Origin of the sequence: Acidovorax sp. JMULE5 (assembly GCF_013376875.1) — a bacterium.
GTDB classification, from domain to species: Bacteria; Pseudomonadota; Gammaproteobacteria; order Burkholderiales; family Burkholderiaceae_C; genus Acidovorax; species Acidovorax facilis.
On the sequence record NZ_CP035951.1, the window covers coordinates 3,619,614 to 3,638,595 of the forward strand.

The following is an 18,982-nucleotide window of genomic DNA, read 5'->3' on the forward strand; positions in this document are numbered from 1 at the left end:
TAGGATGCCGCGCGGAGAGCCCCCGAGCACAATGAACGAAGACAGCGACATCACCACCGAACCGGCCCCTCCCTGGCTGGCCAGCATTCCGCTGGAACCCAGCTGCCAGAGCCCGGCCCTGGTCATCGTCCACCCCGGGCGGGCCGTGGTGCCACCAGAAGGCTTGAAGGCGGTATTGCGCTTCAACGCCGACGGGCGCGGCGGCTGGGTCAGCGCTGCCCAGGCCGACAACTCGCTGTGGGGCTATATCGATGGCGAAGGCTGCTGGCGCGTGCCGCCCACGCTGCAGAACGCACGCAACTTTTCAGAAGACGGACTGGCGCGCTTTTGCGACGGGGGGCGCTGGGGCTTTGTGGACCTGGCGGGTGCGGTGGTCATCCCCCCGACCTTCGACAACGCCCACCCATTCCGCAACGGGGTGAGCGCCGTGCAGGTGGGCCAGGATGCATGGCGCCCCATCGACCGCGAGGGCCAGCCCACCAGCGACGAAGTTTTTCATGAACTGGGCCTGTTCGGCGCGAACGGCCTGGCCCGCGCCACGCTGTGGAAAAAGGATAGCAACCAGCGCACCCAGGGCTTTGTGGACCGCGCGGGCCGCTGGGTGATTGAGCCCCGCTTTCGCGATGCCAAGCCGTTTGGCGAGTCCCCCACCACGGCCGCATCGCTCGATGGAGAACGCTACGGGCTGCTCAATGCCCGGGGCGATTGGGTGCTGAAGCCGCATTACCCCAGCATCGGCGCCTTCAACAGCGATGGCCTGGCCTACTTTGACGAACCCAACGCCTGGCACAACGGCCACGGCTATCTCGACGCCCGGGGCAAGGTGGTGGTCAAGGGTGGCCGCCACCTGTCTCGGCGCATGGTCTGCGGCGTGGTGGCCAACAGCTACGACGGCACGGGTTTTCTCACGGCCGAAGGCAAGCCCTTGCCCGGCCCGCGCCTGAGCTATGGCTCGGACTTTTCTGCGGAGAGCGGCTTTGCCGTGGTGCGCACCGCCGCGCAAGGTCCGTCGGCCTGCGCCACCTGGGGCCTGCTGCATCCCGATGGCCGTTTCGTGCCGGCACCGGCGCATCTGCTGGAGCCGCTGACCAACGGCGATGGCTGGCTGGTGGGCAACACGCCCGATACCCCGCTGGTGCCGTTCCTCACCCGCGATGGCCAGCTGGCGTACATCGACGGCGAAGGGGTTGTGGTCTGGCGCGCGCACTATGACGGCCAGCAGGTAGCCTTGCTCGGCGCCGAAGGTGCGCCCCTGTGGCGCAGCGGCGTTCGCGAGAACTGCTGGCCGCCCCGGCCCTTTTTCCATGCCCCCCTGACCGACCACCTGGAAGGCCTGGACACACTCGACGGCATCGTTCCCCTGGCCAGCCGCCTGCTGGCCCAGGCCGAGACACGCCTGCACCAACTGGCTGCGGGCGACATGCTGCAAGCTGACCGCACGGGCACGGAAAAGGACGATGACGGCACCGACGATGAGGAAGAAGCGGACGACCCAGACCAGGTGCAGGCCGACCGCACCGTGGTCGTGCGCCGGGTCATGCGCGCCTACCTGAGCGAGTCGCACAACGGCCCGTATGAATTCCTGTCTGCCGACCTCCACCGCGCGGTGAACGAAGCCCGCGAGGCCATGGTGCAGCGCCTGTCAGCGCGCTTTGGCCCGGCCGACCCGGACCCCGAACACGCCGCCCCCTGGCACCGCAGCGGCGACCACACCCAGGCCTGGGCCTCGCCGCTGGCCAGACCCCTGCCCGGTGATGGCGGAGTGCTGCGCGAATCGCGCGAGCAGTGGCTCACGCTGTACCAACACGCGGATTCCGGCGATGGCGACGCATGGTGGGAGCTGTGGCTGATGGCAGCGCCCAGCGTGGATGCGCTGCAGCTGGCGCAACGTGCGCGTTCTGCACAGCCAGCACCCCAGGCCCAAGCCGCCGACGAGACCACGCTTATGGCACAGCTGCAGTCGCACCCACGTACGCTGGCCGATGTGCCGCGTGAACACATCACCCACGCCATGGTGGACGCCGCGCTGGCCACCGATGAAGACACCGTGCGCTTTGTGCCCAGGCGGCTCATGACACCCGCACGCTACGCCACCGCACTGCGGCAGGGTGTGAAAAGCTTTGCGCAAATACCGGCCGGGATGCTCAGCGAAGACGCCTGCATCGCCCACGTGCAGGACGGTGGCTGGCGCCTGGAACAGGTGCCCGAGACCTTGCGAACCGTCGCTGTCTGTGCGCACGCGCTGCGCCGCAGCCCCAGTGCGCTGGAACACGTGCCCGAATCCCTGCGTGCACAGGCGCGCGAAGCGATGGCCCGGCTACCCCCGGATGCACAGGAAGAAGACCCGCCACGCGCGGGTGGCGACCTGGGCGACTGGTTGTCGCGCCGCGTGGTGGGCTCGGCCCTGCGAGGCCAGGACACCACGGCACGCAGGCTCCAGCACAAGGGGTTTTTGGCAGCGTTTGTGATGCAGGCAGCACTGACCGCCAAGTCAGACACGCCCCCCACCCTCCGGGGGATGGCGGGGTGGTTCGAGCAGCGGCCAGTGCTGGCGCTGGCGGCCCACCTGCTGCTGGGCCTCGCAGCCTTGGTGGGCCATGCATTCGTCTCGGTCGCGGCCTGGCGGGCCGAGGGCCCGTGGATCGGGCTGGGCACCTTCGCACTGATGGGCTTTGCGGAGCTGTACTGGGCGTGGCGTTTTGTTGCGTCCAGCCCCTGGAGCCCCTGGCTGGCGCTTGCAGCCACCCTGGTGGTGGTGTACGTGTTCGGCTGGCGCCGCCTGTACCGCCGCGTGGGGCTGGCCTACGCGGCACGTGAGGGCATCACGCCCGTCGAGTGAGCTCCGGCAAGGGTTCACGGGCGGCCGCTCCACTTTTTACAGTTTTCTAGGGGTCATCACCGATCCCCGGAGGGACTGTTCGGTCCCGGCGATGGATACACTTTGTAAACCTTTCGCCCCACTGATTCACGAACCTCCAGAACGCCTTGGCCTGCATGCGCGGGCCCTCACCACAGCGGGTGCACCACCCATGCAAAGAGGATCGGAATCCAATACAACCCAGCGGACACAGCAGCTGGTGCTGGCGCTGCTGTGTGGCTTTGCATCCCACGCTGCCGCGCAGGCGGACATTGCCCAGCTGCCGCTGGAACAGCTCATGCAGATGGAGGTCCGGACGGCCAGCCGGTATGCGCAAACCGCCCTGGAAGCGCCCGCCGTGGTGAGCGTGGTGACCGCAGACGACATCCGGCTTTTTGGCTACCGCACGCTGGCGGAAGTGCTGGGCAGCATGCGCGGGCTGTATGTCTCGTACGACCGCTCTTACCACTACCTTGGCACACGCGGCTTTGCCACACCGGGCGACTACAACACCCGGGTGCTGCTGCTGGTCAACGGCGTGCGCTTTAACGACAACCTCTACGACCAGGCCACCATCGGCACGGATTTCCCGCTCGACCTGGACCTGGTGGACCGCGTGGAGTTCGTTCCCGGGCCGGGCTCTGCGGTGTATGGCGCCAATGCGTTCTTTGGCGTGGTCAACGTCATCACGCGCAACGGCCGCCAGCTGGCCGGGCCGCAGATCAGCGTGGAGGCGGGCAGCCAAGGCAGCGCCAAGGCACGCTTCTCGCTGGGCACGGTGGATGCCCAGGGCAGCGACTGGCTCATCGCGGTGACACGCTCCAGCAGCCGGGGGGCAGACCAGTACTTTTCAGCGTTCGACGCGCCCGAGACCCACCATGGTGTGGCACACCGCCTGGATTTCGACCGCAGCACGCAGCTGTTTGCCCGCATGCAGCGGGAGGGGCTCACGCTCACCCTGGCCCATGGCGAGCGCACCAAGGGCACGCCCACGGCTTCGTTCTCGCAGGCGTTCAACGACCCACGCTCGCGCTACATCGACACCACCACCCGCCTGGCGGCCGAAACCACGCACCAGATTTCGCCCTCACTGGCGCTCACCGGCCGCGTACACGCCGGGCGCTACCGCTTCGTGGGCGACTATGTGTACGACTACCCACCCCTCACGGTCAACCGCGACGTCGGCACCGGGCAGTGGTGGGGCACCGACTGGCAGTGGGTCAGCACGGCGTTTGCACGCCACAAGCTCGCCTGGGGCATCGACTACCGGCGCGACACCCGCATCCAGCAGCTCAACGTCGATCTGGACCCACCCGCCCAGTACCTGGACACCCGCCGCTCGGGCGATGCGCTGGGCATCTACATGCAGGATGAATTTGCGCTGGCCCACACTCACGCTGCACACCGGGCTGCGCTGGGGCAAGCAGTCGGGCAGTGCGGGCAGCTTCCATCCCCGGCTGGGCCTGGTGTATTGGTGGAACCCCTCCACCGCCCTCAAGCTGCTGCACGGCACGGCCTACCGGCCCCCCAATGCCTACGAACGCGACTACCGCGTGGACCTGCCCGGCGGCATCGTCAGCTCGGAGGGGCTTCGGTCGGAAAAGGTGCGCACCACAGAGCTGGCCCTCGAACATGCCCCCACCGGCGCCACCCGCATGCTGCTGACGGCGTTCCGGTCGCAGGTGACCGACCTGATCGCGCTGGGCGATGCGAACGCAGCGGAAAGACTGAATTTCGGCAACACCGGCAGCGTGCGCGTTCACGGGCTGGAAGCCGAGGTGGAACAGCGCTGGCAAGGCGGCTCGCGCCTGCGTGTGGCCTATGGCTGGCAAAAGGCGCGCAACACCAGCACCCCCCAGCCGCTGACGAACTCTCCCCGGCACTTGCTCAAGGTCCAGTGGTCGGACACCCTGGCGCTCGGCGCATGGGCAACGCCAGGCGCTGGCAGGCCGGGCCAATATGCCGTGGAGGCCATTGGCGTGGGCGCGCGCGCAACCCGTTCGGGCGCACGCCTGCCGGGGACCATCGTCACCAACCTCGTCTACACACGACGCTTTGCGGATGTGGACGTGTCGATGGGCGTCTACAACCTGTTCAACCACCGGCATGCAGACCCCGCCTCGTACGAGATCCGCGAAGAATCGATCCGGCAGGATGGACGGACCTACCGGCTCAAGCTCACCTACGCGTTCTGAGCCATGTACAACGCCATCCACCTGGGCAAGATACTGTGGTTCGGCCTGTGTTTGCTGGGCGGGTTGGTCGGCCTGGCGCATGCCACCAACCCCGTGGAAGAACCCGACCTCAAGGCCGCCTATATCTTCAACTTCATCCAGTTCATCGAATGGCCTGACAACGACAGCGCCATGGGCGGCGAACTGACCGTCTGCGTCTCGCCCTTCAGTCCACTCAAGCGCCCCCTGACCGCCCTGGAAGGCAAACAGGTCGCCAAAGGCCGTACCGTGCGGATCAGGCTGCTGGAGATGGCGAGCCTGCGCGACTGCAGGGTGCTCATCCTGCAAAACGCAGACGTGGAGCAGGCATTGCGAGCGCTTCGAACCCTGTCTCAGGGCCATGGCGTGCTGACGGTCTCGGATGAGCTGACCTTCGTCAACCCGGAGATCGTCATCGCTCTCACCCAGCAGGAAGGGCGTATCGTGTTCGGCATCAGCCCCGACGCCGCCGCCAAGGCGGGTCTCACGATCAGCTCCCGACTGCTGCGGCTGGCCAAGGTGAACCGATGAGAACCCAGGCCCCCGAACCCCAGATTGCCATCCCGGCGCCACCGCTGCCGCCCGTGCTGCTGTCGTCCAGGCTGGTGGTAACGGGCATCCTGGCGGCGGGCCTGGCGCTTTTGACGGTGGTGCTGGCACTCACAGGGCTGGACTACTGGAGCACGCGCCAGTCCATGCTGCAGGACAGCCGCGTGGAGGCCGCCATCGTCGCGGACAACATTGCGGCCGCTGTCATGTTCCGAGATGCGCGCACGGCCAACGAGATGCTCGCGGCGCTGAAGTCGTCGCCCATGGTGCTGGGCGCCGGGGTGTACGACGCGCAGGGCCTGCTGCTGGCGCACTACACACGCGGGCCAGGCGACAGCTTCCCCGCCACGCTGGCGGCCGCTGGCATGGGCGGATTGACCGAGCGTGCGGGGGTGAGCGTGCTGGAGATTGCCCGGCCGGTTGAAACGGCGGGCGTGGCGGAGGGAACGCTGTACTTTCGCAAGTCCATGCGTGCGGTGTACTCGCGCCTGGCCATTCGTTTTGTCAGCGCGTTGCTGATTGCCGGGTGTGTGATGGCCATGGCCGCCGCCATGGTGCTGCGCAGCCAGGCGGCCGTGCGCAACGCCGAGAACCGGCTGCACGCGCTCGCCCATACCGATGCCGTCACGGGCACGGGCAACCGGCACGCCTTCAATGAACGCTTGGCCGCAGCGATCGAAGCCGCCCGGGACCAGGGCACCCGCGTGGCCCTGGTGTACATCGATCTCGACAATTTCAAGACGCTCAACGACACCTTCGGACATGCGGCCGGAGATGGTTTGCTGCGCCAGGTGGCGCGGCGCCTACAGTCCGTGGTGCGCAGCACCGATGCGATCTCGCGCCTGGGGGGCGACGAGTTCGCCGTGATCCTGCCGCTGGACATGGACGACGCAGCGCTCAACACCTATGGCCAGCGGATTGTTGGCACCTTCCACCATTCGTTCACCGAAGTCGGCCAGCAGATGACCATGACCTGCAGCGCGGGCATCGCCACCTTTCCGGGTGATGCGGCCGACATGGACGGCCTGGTCAGCAATGCCGATACGGCCATGTACCGCGCCAAGGAAATGGGCAAGAACCGCTGTGTGCGGTTTGACGCGTCGATGAACCAGGCGGTGGTCCGGCGCCAGGCCATCGAGCATGCACTGCGCGCCGCGCTCCAGCAGGGCGAGGGCCTCGCGCTGCACTACCAGCCGCTTTTTGCCGCCACCGACCGCGCGCTGGTGGGCGCCGAGGCGCTGCTGCGCTGGTCGCATGCGGAGCTGGGCAACGTTTCGCCGCTGGAGGCCGTGATGGTGGCCGAGGACTGCGGCCTCATCGTGCCGCTGGGCTACTGGGTGATGCGCACGGCCTGCCGCGATGCCGCCCGGTGGCAGGCGGGCGGGCCGCTCCGGGTGTCGGTCAACATCTCGGCCCGGCAACTGGGCGACCCGCAGTTTCTGGAGCGCGTGATGGACATCCTGCGCGAAGAGGGCCTGCCCGCCCACCTGCTCGAAATCGAACTCACCGAAACCGTGCTGATGGACAACATGGAGGCCGGTGCGCACACCCTGCACCGCCTGAGCCAGCTGGGCATCCACCTGGCCATTGACGACTTTGGCACCGGCTACTCCTCCCTGGCCTACCTGCGGCAGTTGCCGATGCGGCGCCTCAAGATCGACCGCAGCTTTGTCAAGGACCTGCCCGGCCAGGAACACAGCCGCACCATCGTCACCGCCATCGTGGCGCTGGCCCACGGGCTGGGGCTGCAGATCACAGCCGAAGGGGTGGAAACGCCCGAGCAGGCCGACTACCTGGTGCGCCAGGGCTGCGATGTACTGCAGGGCTACCTGTTTGCGCGGCCCATGCCGGTGGGGGAGTTTCAGGCACAGCTGCAGGAAGGCACTGCGCGCCGGGGAGTGTGAAAAGCGTCAGCACCCCGGATCACAAAGCCCCGTGGTAACACGGCGCCACTTCGCGCACCTCGACAGTGGCCCATTCGGCGGCCGGGCATTCGCGGGCAATGGCCACAGCCTCCTCGCGCGTGGCGCAGTCGAGCAGGTAAAAGCCACCCACCATTTCTTTCGTCTCGGCAAAGGGTCCATCGACCATGCGGGCCTGGCCTTCGCGCACCTGCAGGCGCACGGCCTGCTCGGTGGAGGCCAGCGATTCGGAGGCACGCAGCAGGCCCCGGGCCTGCAGGCCTTCGCCAAAACGCAGCATGCGGGCATAGGCCTCCTGGCCCCCCGCCAGCCCCCGCTCGGCCCGTTGGCCGTGGGGTTCCATGATGAGCAGCATGTAGGCCATGAAAAGATCTCCTGACGAAACAGATGGGGAGGGCACGCAGCGAAAGGCGCCATGCTATCAGCAGTATTCACTATTATTTTGATAGCTATTAGTGCTTATCCATCAAGCGCTATCGACACTTTTCATCAAAATAATTGCGCGCCGCAGCAAGCCTGTGCTATCTTTGCCCACCTATGCAACGCAGCATGCTCCTATCCACCCTATCGCTAGGCCTAGTGCCTGGCCGGGGTCTGCCTGCGTTCGCCACCGTTGCCTGATCCGCTCAGCGCAACACCTGATCTCCCCTGACCCCGGCCCGCGAACCAGCCTTTGCACACGCAAAGGGCTGCAGGGGATGTCATTCGTTTCTAGATTCGTTTGACCTGTGCACCGTGTCTTTCACACCGCACACACCGTTCGTGGAGCCTTTGTCATGATTTCCAAACCCGCCACCAAGTACCAGCCCATTGCCCCGGTCGCGTTGACCGACCGCCAGTGGCCCACCCGCAGCATCACCCACGCGCCCGTGTGGCTGTCCACCGATTTGCGCGACGGCAACCAGGCCTTGTTCGAGCCCATGAACGGCGAGCGCAAGATGAAGCTCTTTGAAGAGCTGGTGCGCATCGGCTTCAAGGAGATCGAGGTCGGCTTTCCGGCAGCATCGCAGACGGACTTCGACTTTGTGCGCCGCCTTATCGACGAGGACCTCATCCCCGATGACGTGACCATCATGGTCATGACCCAGTCGCGCGAGGACCTCATTGCGCGCACCGTGGAGGCCGTGAAAGGAGCCCCCCGCGCCATCGTGCACCTGTACAACGCCACCGCGCCCGCATGGCGGCGCATCGTGTTCGGCATGAACGTGACGCAGGTGATGCAGCTGATTGCGCACCACGTGGGCTACCTCAAGCAGCTTACCGATGCACAGCCCGAAACGCAGTGGACCTTGCAGTATTCACCCGAAACCTTCAGCGCCACCGAGCTCAGCGTTTCCCTCAAGGCCTGCCAAACCGCGATTGCCGCATGGAACGCGGGCCCCGGCCGTCCTATCATCATCAACCTGCCCACCACGGTGGAGAACGCCACGCCCAACGTGTTCGCCGACCAGATCGAGTGGATGGACCGGCACCTCAGCCCGCGCGAGCACATCACGCTCTCGGTGCACCCGCACAACGACCGGGGCACCGGCGTGGCGGCGGCAGAACTCGCGATGATGGCCGGCGCCGACCGCGTGGAAGGCTGCCTCTTCGGCAACGGCGAGCGCTGTGGCAACGTGGACATCGTGACCTTGGCGCTCAACATGTACACGCAGGGCGTGCACCCCAACCTCGACTTCTCGGACATCACCTCGGTCGCGCGCATTGCCGAGGAATGCACCTCGCTGCCCGTGCACCCGCGCCACCCGTATGCTGGCGACCTGGTGTTCACCGCATTCTCGGGCTCGCACCAGGATGCGATCAAAAAAGGCTTTGCCGCGCAAGACCCGAACGCCTTGTGGGAAGCGCCGTACCTGCCCATCGACCCGGCGGACCTCGGCCGCACCTACGACAGCGTGATCCGTGTGAACAGCCAATCGGGCAAGGGCGGCATTGCTTTCCTGCTCGAACGCGAACACGGCGTGGTGATGCCGCGCCGCATGCAGGTCGAATTCAGCGCGGTAGTGCAACGGCAGACGGACGCGAGCGAGGGCGAAATGAGCGGCGAGGCTCTGTGGGACTTGTTCCAGACCACATACCTGAAAGCGCCTGCGCACGCCGCCATCACCTGCCACAGCCACAAGCTCGATGAAGACGGGCAGGGCATCGAGCTGGACGTGACCATCGACGGCACGCGCCAGCATTTGCGCGGCCAGGGCAACGGGCCGATTGCCGCCACGGTGGATGCCCTCGGCCTGCCGCTGCGCGTGGACCACTATGAAGAGCGCGCCACCGGCACGGGCGCCAACGCCCAGGCGCTGGCGATTGTGGAAGCGGCCATGGACGGCGTGGCGGGCTCCACCTTTGGCGCGGGCGCGAGCCACAACATCGTGACGGCGTCGGTACAGGCCATCGTTAGCGTAGCCAACCGGTTGCTGCTGCGGCGCCAGACGGCCAAAATCACTGCGACGGCGTGAGCTCCCAAGTGTTGTAAAAAAGATAGCTGCCAACGCTTGATGCACAAGCGCTGGCGGCATTTTTGACCAATATCCCCAAGGCAGGAACGGGGTCAGCGCATGCGCCGGGCTCCATCCGTTACCCTTCGGTCCATGCGCGTTTTTCACAGCCTGGCCTTTGCCGCCTGCACCGCCGCCCTGCTGGCCCTGGGCGGCTGTGGCACCTCACGGCCGCCTTCGACGTCTTCTTCTTCGTCCGCCCCGATCCGCACCACGCCGCCCCTGACCGCCGAGCAGGCACACGACATCGCCATCCACGCACTGGGCCTGGTGGGCACGCCGTACCGTTACGGCGGCAACACGCCCGACTCGGGTTTCGACTGCAGCGGGCTGATTGGCTACGTGTACCGCAATCAGGTCGGCACACCGCCGCCGCGCACGGTGGCGCAGCTCAACAACTGGGGATACCGAATCGACGGTGGCGAGTTGCGCGCCGGAGACCTGGTGGTGTTTGGCACCGGCCGCCAGCCCAACCATGCGGGCATCTATGTGGGGGAAGGGCGTTTTGTGCACGCGCCCTCCACGGGCGGAACGGTGCGGCTGGATCACCTGCAGTCGCGCCATTGGGCGCGGCAGAATGCGGCGTTCCGCAGGCCTTGAATTCGGACACCCCCCTGAGCGGCTTCGCCGCTTCCCCCCGCTCTCGCATCGCTGCGCGCTGCGGGCAGGGGGACGACGCACTCGCTGCGGGGCGGCCCTTGCTCTGCGTCTCTCGCGAGGGCCGCGCCGGCATCTAGCAACGTGCCTCGATTCGGCCAGCGACCGGGCTCCGCGACAATCGGGGCCACCATGACCCACGCACACCGCTCCGCCAACCCCATTTCCACCCACGACACCACACGCATTGATGACACGCGCATCAAGGCCGTGCGCCCGCTGATTACGCCTGCGTTGCTGCAGGAGTGGCTGCCCGCACCCGATGCGGCGCAGGCGCTGGTCGAATCGAGCCGCGCCGCCATCTCACGCGTCCTGCACGGGCAGGACGACCGGCTCATCGTGGTGGTGGGGCCCTGCTCCATCCACGACCACGACCAGGCCATGGACTACGCGCGCCAGCTCAAGCAACAGGCCGACGCGCTGCAGGCCGACCTGCTCGTCGTGATGCGCGTGTACTTTGAAAAGCCGCGCACCACGGTGGGCTGGAAGGGCTACATCAACGATCCGCACCTGGACGGAAGTTTTGCCATCAACGAAGGGCTGGAGCTGGCGCGCCAGTTGCTGCTCGATGTGCTGGCCACGGGCCTGCCGGTGGGCACCGAATTTCTGGACCTGCTCTCGCCACAGTTCATCAGCGACCTGGTGAGCTGGGGCGCGATAGGCGCGCGCACCACCGAGAGCCAGAGCCACCGCCAGCTGGCCAGTGGCCTGTCGTGCCCCGTGGGTTTCAAGAACGGCACGGATGGCGGCGTGAAGGTGGCCAGCGACGCCATCCAGGCTGCGCAGGCATCGCACGCGTTCATGGGCATGACCAAGATGGGCCAGGCCGCCATTTTTGAGACGCGCGGCAACCAGGACTGCCATGTGATCCTGCGCGGCGGCAAGCAGCCTAACTACAGCGCTGCCGATGTGGATGCTGCCTGCGCCATGCTCAAGGCGGCGGGCCTGCGCGAGCAGGTGATGATCGACGTGAGCCATGCCAACAGCAGCAAGCAGCACCAGCGTCAGATCACGGTGGCGGCAGAAGTGGCCGAGCAGATTGCAGCCGGTGATGTGCGCATCACCGGTCTGATGATCGAAAGCCATCTGAACGAAGGCCGACAGGACATCGTGCCCGGCCAGCCGCTGCAACACGGTGTGTCGGTGACTGACGCCTGCATCAGCCTGGCGCAGACCGTGCCGGTGCTTGAAGGGTTGGCGGCCGCCGTGCGGACGCGGCGCTCGCGGGCGTAATCCCACCGCAGAACGGGACGGCCCGCCACCTACCGCGCAGCGGCGGGATCGATATTGCGCGCCGTTGCCAGGAGCGTGGCGCACAGGGTTTCCTGGCCGTTCCCGTCCACCGCAAAAACGTCGGACGCGCAGACGGTGAGTAACCGCCCCGCATCCACCACACGCCCGCGCGCGCGCAGGCAAACGCCCCGGGCAGGCGCCACGAGTTTCACGGTCGCGTCCACCGTGGCATTGGTCCACCCCGGCGGCAACACGCTGCCCGCTGCCGCCACCGCCGCAAAGTCGGCCACGGCAAACACAGCCGTGGCCTGTAACTGGCCGGGGCGAAAACTGAAGGCCTCACTCACCGGAATCTCCATCTCGACCCGGCCCGGTTCGGCGTGGACGAAGCGCAGCCCGAGCGTGCGGGCCATGGGCATGGCCAGCACAAAGGCCTGCAATGCGGCGATGGAGGCCGTGGGCAAAGGGGATGGCGAAGACAAAGTCATGGCGTTTTCCTGGAGGTTGGGGTTTGGGAGGGGGACTTGGTGGATGTGCTGGGCCGCACGCGCGGCCAGGCGCGGGGTGTCTCTCGCTTGCGTGTCTGTTGCGCCTGCAGCCACGCCTGGTGGTCGAGCACCACTTGCTTTTGGGCCTGCAACTGGCCGATCTGCTGCTCCAGCGCGGCCACGCGTTCCTGCAGGGCCAGCACCATGTCGTCGATGCCCAGCGTGCCGGCACGGTAGTCGTCAAGCCGCCGGGCAATGTGCGGCAGCGCAAAGCCCAGCTGGCGGGACATGGCGATGAACACCACCTCGCGCTTGATGCTGGCGGGATAGTCCCGGTATCCGTTGGCCCGGCGGTGCGGGCGAATCAGCCCCAGCCGTTCATAGTGGCGCAGGGCGTGGACGGACACCGAGGCCTGGCGGGCAAGTTCGGAGATCTGCATGGCACACAGGCTAGCAAGCCTGATGCTGCGCGAAGGTTGCCTTGGCGACTGTTTCAGCGCTGCCCGTGGTCCCTGGGCCGGTTTCCCCTTTGGGGCAAACCCGCATGCTGCGGTGCGTCAACATGGGTCTGTGCGGTGTAGCATTGCTGCTTTATTACAAGTTGTGGCCCCGGCGTTTGCGACTTCCTGCAGCGGCTGGGCCGTCCGGCATGTGCCGCCTTACCGCTCCACTTCCTTGTTGACGCAACTCCGGCTCTCCTACAACCCTCCCCAGGCAGCAAGGCGCCTGGAGGTTGGATGCGTGCCCCTGGGCCTGGCCCCAGCGTAACCACCATGCCGCCTGCGCACGCACCCCAAGAGGCCGCGCGGCTCCACGCACTGCAGTCCTACGCCATCCTGGATACCCCCGCGGAAGACGCGTTTGACCAGTTGGCCACACTGGCCGCGCGCGTCTGTGGCTGCCCCATGGCCGTGGTCAACTTTGTAGACAGCGAGCGCCAGTGGTTCAAGGCAGCGATAGGCGTGCCTTTCGGGCAGACCGACCGTGCCATTGCCTTTTGCGCCCATGCGCTGGACGGCAACCGCGATGCCGTGGTGGTGCCGGACGCGCGCCAGCACCCCGCATTTGCGGGCAATCCGCTGGTGGTGGGCGAACCCCGTGTTCGTTTTTACGCCTGCGTGCCCCTTGTTACGCCGGAGGGCTTTGCACTGGGAACGCTGGCGGTGCTGGACACCGTGCCCCGCACGCTGGGGGACGAGCAGCTTGACGGTCTGAAGATCCTCGCAGGCCAGGCCATGGTGCAGCTGGAGCTGCGCCGCCAGAAGCGCCTGCTGGCCCAGCTGGTGCAAGAGCGCGACCAGATGCATGCGGAGATGCTGGCGCAGAGCGATGCGCTGCGTGTGGCAGGACAGATTGCGCGCATCGGGGGATGGACGGTAGAGCTCCCCAGCCTGCAACTGACCTGGTCACAGGAGATCGCTGCCGCCTACGGGCTCACCCACCGCGTAGGCAGCCTGGCCCAGGTGCTGCAGCTGTACACCCCGCCCTACCGGGTGCACCTGCAAAAGGCCTTTGATGAATGCATGCACCATGGCACCCCCTTCGACGTGGAGGCCGAAGTGGCCATGCCTGGCGGCGGGCGATTCTGGGTGCGCACTGCAGGACAGGTGGCGCGTGATGCCCATGGCCAGATCATCCGCATCCAGGGCGCCTTCCAGGACATCTCGGTCCAGCACCAGGCTCGCCAGGCACGCCGCGAGAGCGAAGAACGTTTTCACCTGGTCTCGCGTGCCACGGCCGATGCCGTGTGGGACTGGAACCTGCACACCGATGCCATGTGGTGGAACGAGGGCATGCAGAACCTGTTTGGCGTGCCGCTGGACGAGCTGCCCCCCGACAGCACCTCCTGGACCCTGCGGCTGCACCCCGACGACAGCCAGGAAATCCTCCACTGCATCCACACGGCCATTGATGGCACCGACAACCACTGGTCGGCCGAGTACCGCTTTCTTCGGAAGGACGGCACGTATGCCTGGGTGCTGGACCGGGGCTTCCTGATCCGCGACTCCACCGGCAAGGCCGTGCGCATGGTGGGCGGCATGACCGACATCAGCGTACAGAAGCTGACCGAACTCGACGCACAGCGTGATGCGCAGAACCATGCCGAGCTGCTGCATGTGCAGCAGCGCATCTCGTCGCTGGACATGCCCCTGCCCGACGTGCTGCAACTGGTGGCCGACACGGTGCTGCGCCAGACGCTGGCCCGGGGCGCGCTGGTGGAGCTGTTGCAGGGCCACCAGCTGGTGGCGCAGGCATCGGCAGGCGACCATGTGCGGCCCGTGGGGCACCTGCTGGCCGTGGACCAGAGCCTGCTCTGGCCCGCACTGCGCGAAGGGCGCACCGTGGTGTGCAACGACACCGAGGCCGAGGGCTGGGACATGGCTTCGCTGCCCCACCGCCATGGCGTGCGCTCCGTGATGGCGGTGCCGCTGCGCACGGCGCAGGGGGTGGTGGGCTCGCTCAAGGTGACGTCTGACAAGCCCAACGCGTTCTCGCGGCGCGACGTAGCGCACCTGGAGATCCTTACTGAATCCCTGGGGGCCATGGTGCAGCTGCGGCATGTGGCCGGGCAGCTCAAGGCGTCGGAGCAGCAGTACCGCATGCTGTTCAACGAGCATCCCCATCCCATGTGGGTGTACGACAAGGAAACGCTACGCCTGCAGGCTGTGAACCAGTCGATGGAAACCCATTACGGCTACACCGAGGCCGAGCTGCTGGCCATGGACATGACCGACCTGTGGCCCGCCGAGCGGCACGCAACCATCCGGGAGGCCCTGCATGCGATTGCGATCGACCAGCGCAACAAGCCAGTGATCAGCCGCCACGTCAAGAAGGACGGCAGCTTCATGGATGTGGAGATCACGGCTGGCAGCATCAGCTTCAATGGCCGCCCGGCACGCCAGGTGCTGGCCACTGACGTGACCGAACGCCTGCGCACCGAGCGCGAACTGGCCCGCATGGGCCGTGCGCAGCGCCTTCTGAGCGCCTGCAACGAAACCCTGGTGCGCGCCACCTCCGAAACCGCGCTGCTGCAGGCCATCTGCCAGATTGCCGTGGACATTGGCGGCTACCGCATGGGCTGGGTGGGGTTTGCGCTGGACGACGAACGCAAGTCCATCCAGCCTGTAGCCCACGCGGGCTACAACCAGAACTACCTCGAAAACCTGCAGCTTTCCTGGTCGGCCGATGACCCCTACGGCCGGGGGCCGGCGGGCATGGCCGTGCGTTCGGGCAAGCCCGTGATCGTGCAGGACATCCGCACCGAAGGCGACTTTGCCGACTGGACCGAGCGCATGCTGGACCACGGCTTCCACGGTGTGATCTGCCTGCCTTTGCAGGACCGTGATCGCAACCGCGACCGTACCTTTGGCCTGCTGTACCTCTACGCGCCGGACATTCTGCAGATCAGCCCTGAAGAGGCCGCCCTGCTGCAGGAACTCTCCAACGACCTGGCCTTTGGCATCACCAGCCTGCGCGCGCACAAGGCGCAGCAGCGGCTGCAGGCCTCGGTGCTCAAGGTGGCGGCGGCCGTGTCGGCCAGCACGGGCACCGAGTTTTTTGTCCAGCTGGTGCGCAACATGGCCGATGCCCTGGGGGCCCAGGGCGGCTGCGTGGTGCGGTTGCTGCCCCAAGCGCAAGGGCAACCACCCCGGGTGGTCACGCTGGCGGCGGTGCTGGACGGCCAGATGCTGCCCAACGACGAATACAGTCTGGAGGGCACGCCCAGCCTCATGCTGCTGACGCAGCGCGAGTACGTGGTGGCCGACAAGGTGCAGCAGCGCTACCCGGATGCGCCCGTGCTCCGTTACGTGGGCGCGCAGGCCTACGCAGGACAACAGCTGTGCAATGCCGACGGCGAAGTGGTGGGCATTGTGTTCGTGCTGTTCCGCCAGGCCATTGCGGAGACGGATTTCATCGCCTCCACGCTGCAGATCTTTGCCGCGCGCGCGTCGTCCGAGATCGACCGACAACTGGCCGACGCCCGCATCCGCCACCAGGCCTCGCTGCTGGACAAGGCGCAGGACGCCATCCTGGTGCGCGACCTGGAACACCGCATCATCTTTTGGAACAAAAGCGCCGAGCGCCTGTACGGCTGGTCGCAGCTGCAGGTGCTGGGCCAATCCATCGAGACCCTGCTCTACGAGGACCCCACCCACTTTCGCCATGCCACCCAGTCGGTGCTGGAGCAAGGCGAGTGGACTGGCGAGATCGTGCAGCGCCACCGCGATGGCAGCACCATCGAGGTCGAAGGCCGCTGGACCCTGGTGCGCGGGGATGACGGCCAGCCGCAGTCCATCCTGGCCATCAACACCGACATCCGCCAGCGCAAGGCCAGCGAGCGCGAAATCCAGCGCCTGGCGTTCTACGACGCGCTCACCGGCCTGCCCAACCGCATGCTGCTCATGGACCGCATGGGCCATGCGCTGGCCAATGCCCAGCGGCGCCAGCAGGGCGGGGCGTTGTTGTTCATCGACCTCGATAACTTCAAGACCCTGAACGACACCCTGGGGCATGACCAAGGTGACCTGCTGCTGCAGCAGGTGGCGCAGCGCCTGAACACCTGCGTGCGCAGCGTGGACACGGTGGCCCGGCTGGGCGGCGACGAGTTTGTGGTGATGCTGGAAGAGCTGAGCCCCAAACCCCACGAACTGGCCCTGCACGCGCGGGGGGTGGGCGAAAAGATCCTGGCCATGCTGGCCGTGCCTTATGCGCTGGCGGGCTACCAGTACCGCAGCACACCGAGCATCGGCATCGCGCCCTTCACCGGCGAATTGACCAGCGTGGGCGAGCTGCTCAAGCAGGCCGACCTGGCCATGTACCAGGCCAAGACGGCGGGGCGCAACACGCTGCGCTTTTTCGACCCCGACATGCAGGCCGTGGTGACGGCCCGCGCCGGGCTGGAGACCGACCTGCGCGCCGCGCTGGCACAGGAAGAATTTTTGCTGCACTTCCAGCCGCAGATGCACCAGTCGGGCCGCTGTGTGGGCGTAGAAGCCCTGGTGCGCTGGGCCCACCCCCAGCGCGGCATGGTGCCCCCTGCCGTATTCATACCGCTGGCCGAGGAAACCGGGCTCATCCTGCCGCTGGGCCGCTGGGTGCTGCACACGGCGTGCAAGCTGCTCGCAACTTGGCAGGACGACCCCCAGCTGACTCACCTGACCATGGCAGTGAACGTGAGTTCGCGCCAGTTCCGACACGCCAGTTTTGTGGACGACGTGGCCCGGGTGCTGGCCATCACCGGAGCACCGGCCCACCTGCTCAAGCTGGAGCTGACCGAAAGCCTGCTGGTGGAAGACATGGAAACCACCATCGCCACCATGGCCGCGCTGCGCTCGCACGGCGTGGGCTTCTCGCTGGACGACTTCGGCACCGGGTACTCGTCGCTGAGCTACTTGAAGCGCATGCCGCTCGACCAGCTCAAGATCGACCAGAGCTTTGTGCGCGACCTGCTGACCGACCCCAACGACGCTGCCATTGTGGACACCATCATCGGCCTGTCGCGCAGCCTGGGCCTGGAAGTCATCGCCGAAGGCGTGGAAACCCCCGAGCAACGCGAGCTGCTGGCCCGCGCGGGCTGCCAGCTCTACCAGGGCTACCTCTTCAGCCGCCCCCTGTCTGCGGACCTCCTGGGGGCCTTCCTGCGCCCTGCGGCTGCCTAGACGGCCTGCACGGCCCCGCGTTTTCCCGATCGCCTTGCCGCAACCGGCCCCCGTGCACGGTGGTCGGCTGCATTTTTCTACCCGGGGTTCTGTCCCGTGCACCCCCCAAACATCGCCCCGTCCAGATGACAACCCCTGCGCTCGGGTGCGCCTCAAGTTGTCCCTCTGTCTTCTTCTTATGTTCTCTATAAATACATAGTCGTAGTAGTAGAAGGCGGCACGGAATGTGGACAACCGCATTTTTCCCAACCGCAGCGCGCACTTGCAGGTGCGCCAACCCTGTGCACCGATCCCTCTTGCCGTTGTCTCCGGAACGGGGACAAAACACAGCGCCCGACTTTTTCTGTGGATAACCACGTGGTTGTGCCAGAACTATCCCCAGTTTTACGCACCGGCCTAGTTCGTCATGAATTTGTGCAACAAAAATTGGCTCTAGCGCTTACTGTATAAGCGCTAGTAGCTATCTTATTGATAGTAAACAGGCATTTGCAGGCGCCGTGCTGCAAGTGCCGCTCCACCTCCACCTCGGCAAAGCGGCTCCCGAAAACAGAGGTCCGCACCCAGGTCTTGCCCATCCCCTTTTTTTTGGGTAGCCCACCAGAACGCGCGTGTGCAGCGGAATGGTGTTTCAGGGGGTTCTGGTTATTCTTCTATAGTTCTATATATAAATAGCAGTAGTAGTAGAGCAAGCCACTTTCTGTGGACAAGGCCAATTTGTTCAATGTTGGCGCGGGGTTGCGCAGCTGCAAAGTCTGTGTGGCGGTCTGCACAAAGGGCGGGGCTCGCAGACAACAACTTCGGGCCATCGCCGTTTTGTGTGGATAACTGTCCAGTTGTGCCAGAACTGTTCCCAGGGTTATCCACAACGGGTGCCCGTCGGCAAGCTTTTCCATCCCACAAAGCACAAA

General features: G+C 66.2%; 11 protein-coding genes and 1 pseudogene. 9 read left to right on the forward strand and 3 right to left on the reverse strand.

Going from position 1 to position 18,982, the window contains the following annotated elements; translation table 11 throughout:
• Positions 1–31: 31 nt before the first annotated feature.
• The 5 genes and pseudogenes from EXV95_RS16490 (at position 32) to EXV95_RS16505 (ending at position 7,523) form a co-directional block, all read left to right on the forward strand.
• Positions 32–2,839 (forward strand): WG repeat-containing protein, encoded by a 2,808-nt coding sequence (locus EXV95_RS16490; RefSeq protein ID WP_176887655.1) that lies wholly within the window; start codon positions 32–34, stop codon positions 2,837–2,839.
• Between the two features lie 322 nt (positions 2,840–3,161).
• Positions 3,162–3,473, forward strand: a pseudogene (locus tag EXV95_RS24985) (TonB-dependent receptor plug domain-containing protein); the annotation flags it as partial.
• 526 nt (positions 3,474–3,999) lie between these two features.
• The gene (locus EXV95_RS24990; protein ID WP_370460081.1) at positions 4,000–5,052 is read left to right on the forward strand and encodes a TonB-dependent receptor domain-containing protein; all 1,053 of its coding nucleotides are present in this window, start codon (positions 4,000–4,002) and stop codon (positions 5,050–5,052) included.
• 3 nt (positions 5,053–5,055) lie between these two features.
• Complete coding sequence (locus EXV95_RS16500; RefSeq protein ID WP_176887656.1) at positions 5,056–5,601, forward strand: YfiR family protein; 546 nt, start codon at positions 5,056–5,058, stop codon at positions 5,599–5,601.
• On the forward strand, positions 5,598–7,523 hold the full coding sequence (locus EXV95_RS16505; protein WP_121421739.1) for a bifunctional diguanylate cyclase/phosphodiesterase: 1,926 nt from the start codon (positions 5,598–5,600) through the stop codon (positions 7,521–7,523). Before EXV95_RS16500 ends, EXV95_RS16505 begins: the two co-directional genes overlap by 4 nt.
• A gap of 19 nt (positions 7,524–7,542) precedes the next feature.
• On the opposite strand, the gene EXV95_RS16510 is transcribed toward EXV95_RS16505, so the two are convergent.
• Entirely contained in the window at positions 7,543–7,905 is a 363-nt protein-coding gene (locus tag EXV95_RS16510) for a YciI family protein (RefSeq protein ID WP_055393669.1), read from the reverse strand.
• Between the two features lie 412 nt (positions 7,906–8,317).
• Between EXV95_RS16510 and leuA the strand changes: the two genes are divergently transcribed.
• The 3 genes from leuA to EXV95_RS16525 all read left to right on the forward strand — a co-directional run bounded on the left by leuA (position 8,318) and on the right by EXV95_RS16525 (position 11,926).
• Complete coding sequence (gene leuA / locus EXV95_RS16515; RefSeq protein ID WP_176887657.1) at positions 8,318–9,997, forward strand: 2-isopropylmalate synthase; 1,680 nt, start codon at positions 8,318–8,320, stop codon at positions 9,995–9,997.
• A gap of 132 nt (positions 9,998–10,129) precedes the next feature.
• Entirely contained in the window at positions 10,130–10,636 is a 507-nt protein-coding gene (locus EXV95_RS16520) for a C40 family peptidase (protein ID WP_176887658.1), read from the forward strand.
• Between the two features lie 189 nt (positions 10,637–10,825).
• Positions 10,826–11,926 carry a 3-deoxy-7-phosphoheptulonate synthase gene (locus tag EXV95_RS16525; protein WP_176887659.1) on the forward strand — a complete coding sequence of 367 codons (1,101 nt, stop codon included), beginning with the start codon at positions 10,826–10,828 and terminating at the stop codon, positions 11,924–11,926.
• 29 nt (positions 11,927–11,955) lie between these two features.
• On the opposite strand, the gene EXV95_RS16530 is transcribed toward EXV95_RS16525, so the two are convergent.
• A complete protein-coding gene (locus EXV95_RS16530; protein WP_176887660.1) occupies positions 11,956–12,414 on the reverse strand; it encodes a PaaI family thioesterase in 459 nt (152 codons plus the stop codon).
• Positions 12,411–12,854 (reverse strand): MerR family DNA-binding transcriptional regulator, encoded by a 444-nt coding sequence (locus EXV95_RS16535; RefSeq protein WP_176887661.1) that lies wholly within the window; start codon positions 12,852–12,854, stop codon positions 12,411–12,413. Before EXV95_RS16535 ends, EXV95_RS16530 begins: the two co-directional genes overlap by 4 nt.
• A 333-nt stretch (positions 12,855–13,187) precedes the next feature.
• Between EXV95_RS16535 and EXV95_RS16540 the strand changes: the two genes are divergently transcribed.
• A complete protein-coding gene (locus EXV95_RS16540; protein WP_176887662.1) occupies positions 13,188–18,074 on the forward strand; it encodes an EAL domain-containing protein in 4,887 nt (1,628 codons plus the stop codon).
• The last annotated feature ends 908 nt before the right edge of the window (positions 18,075–18,982 follow it).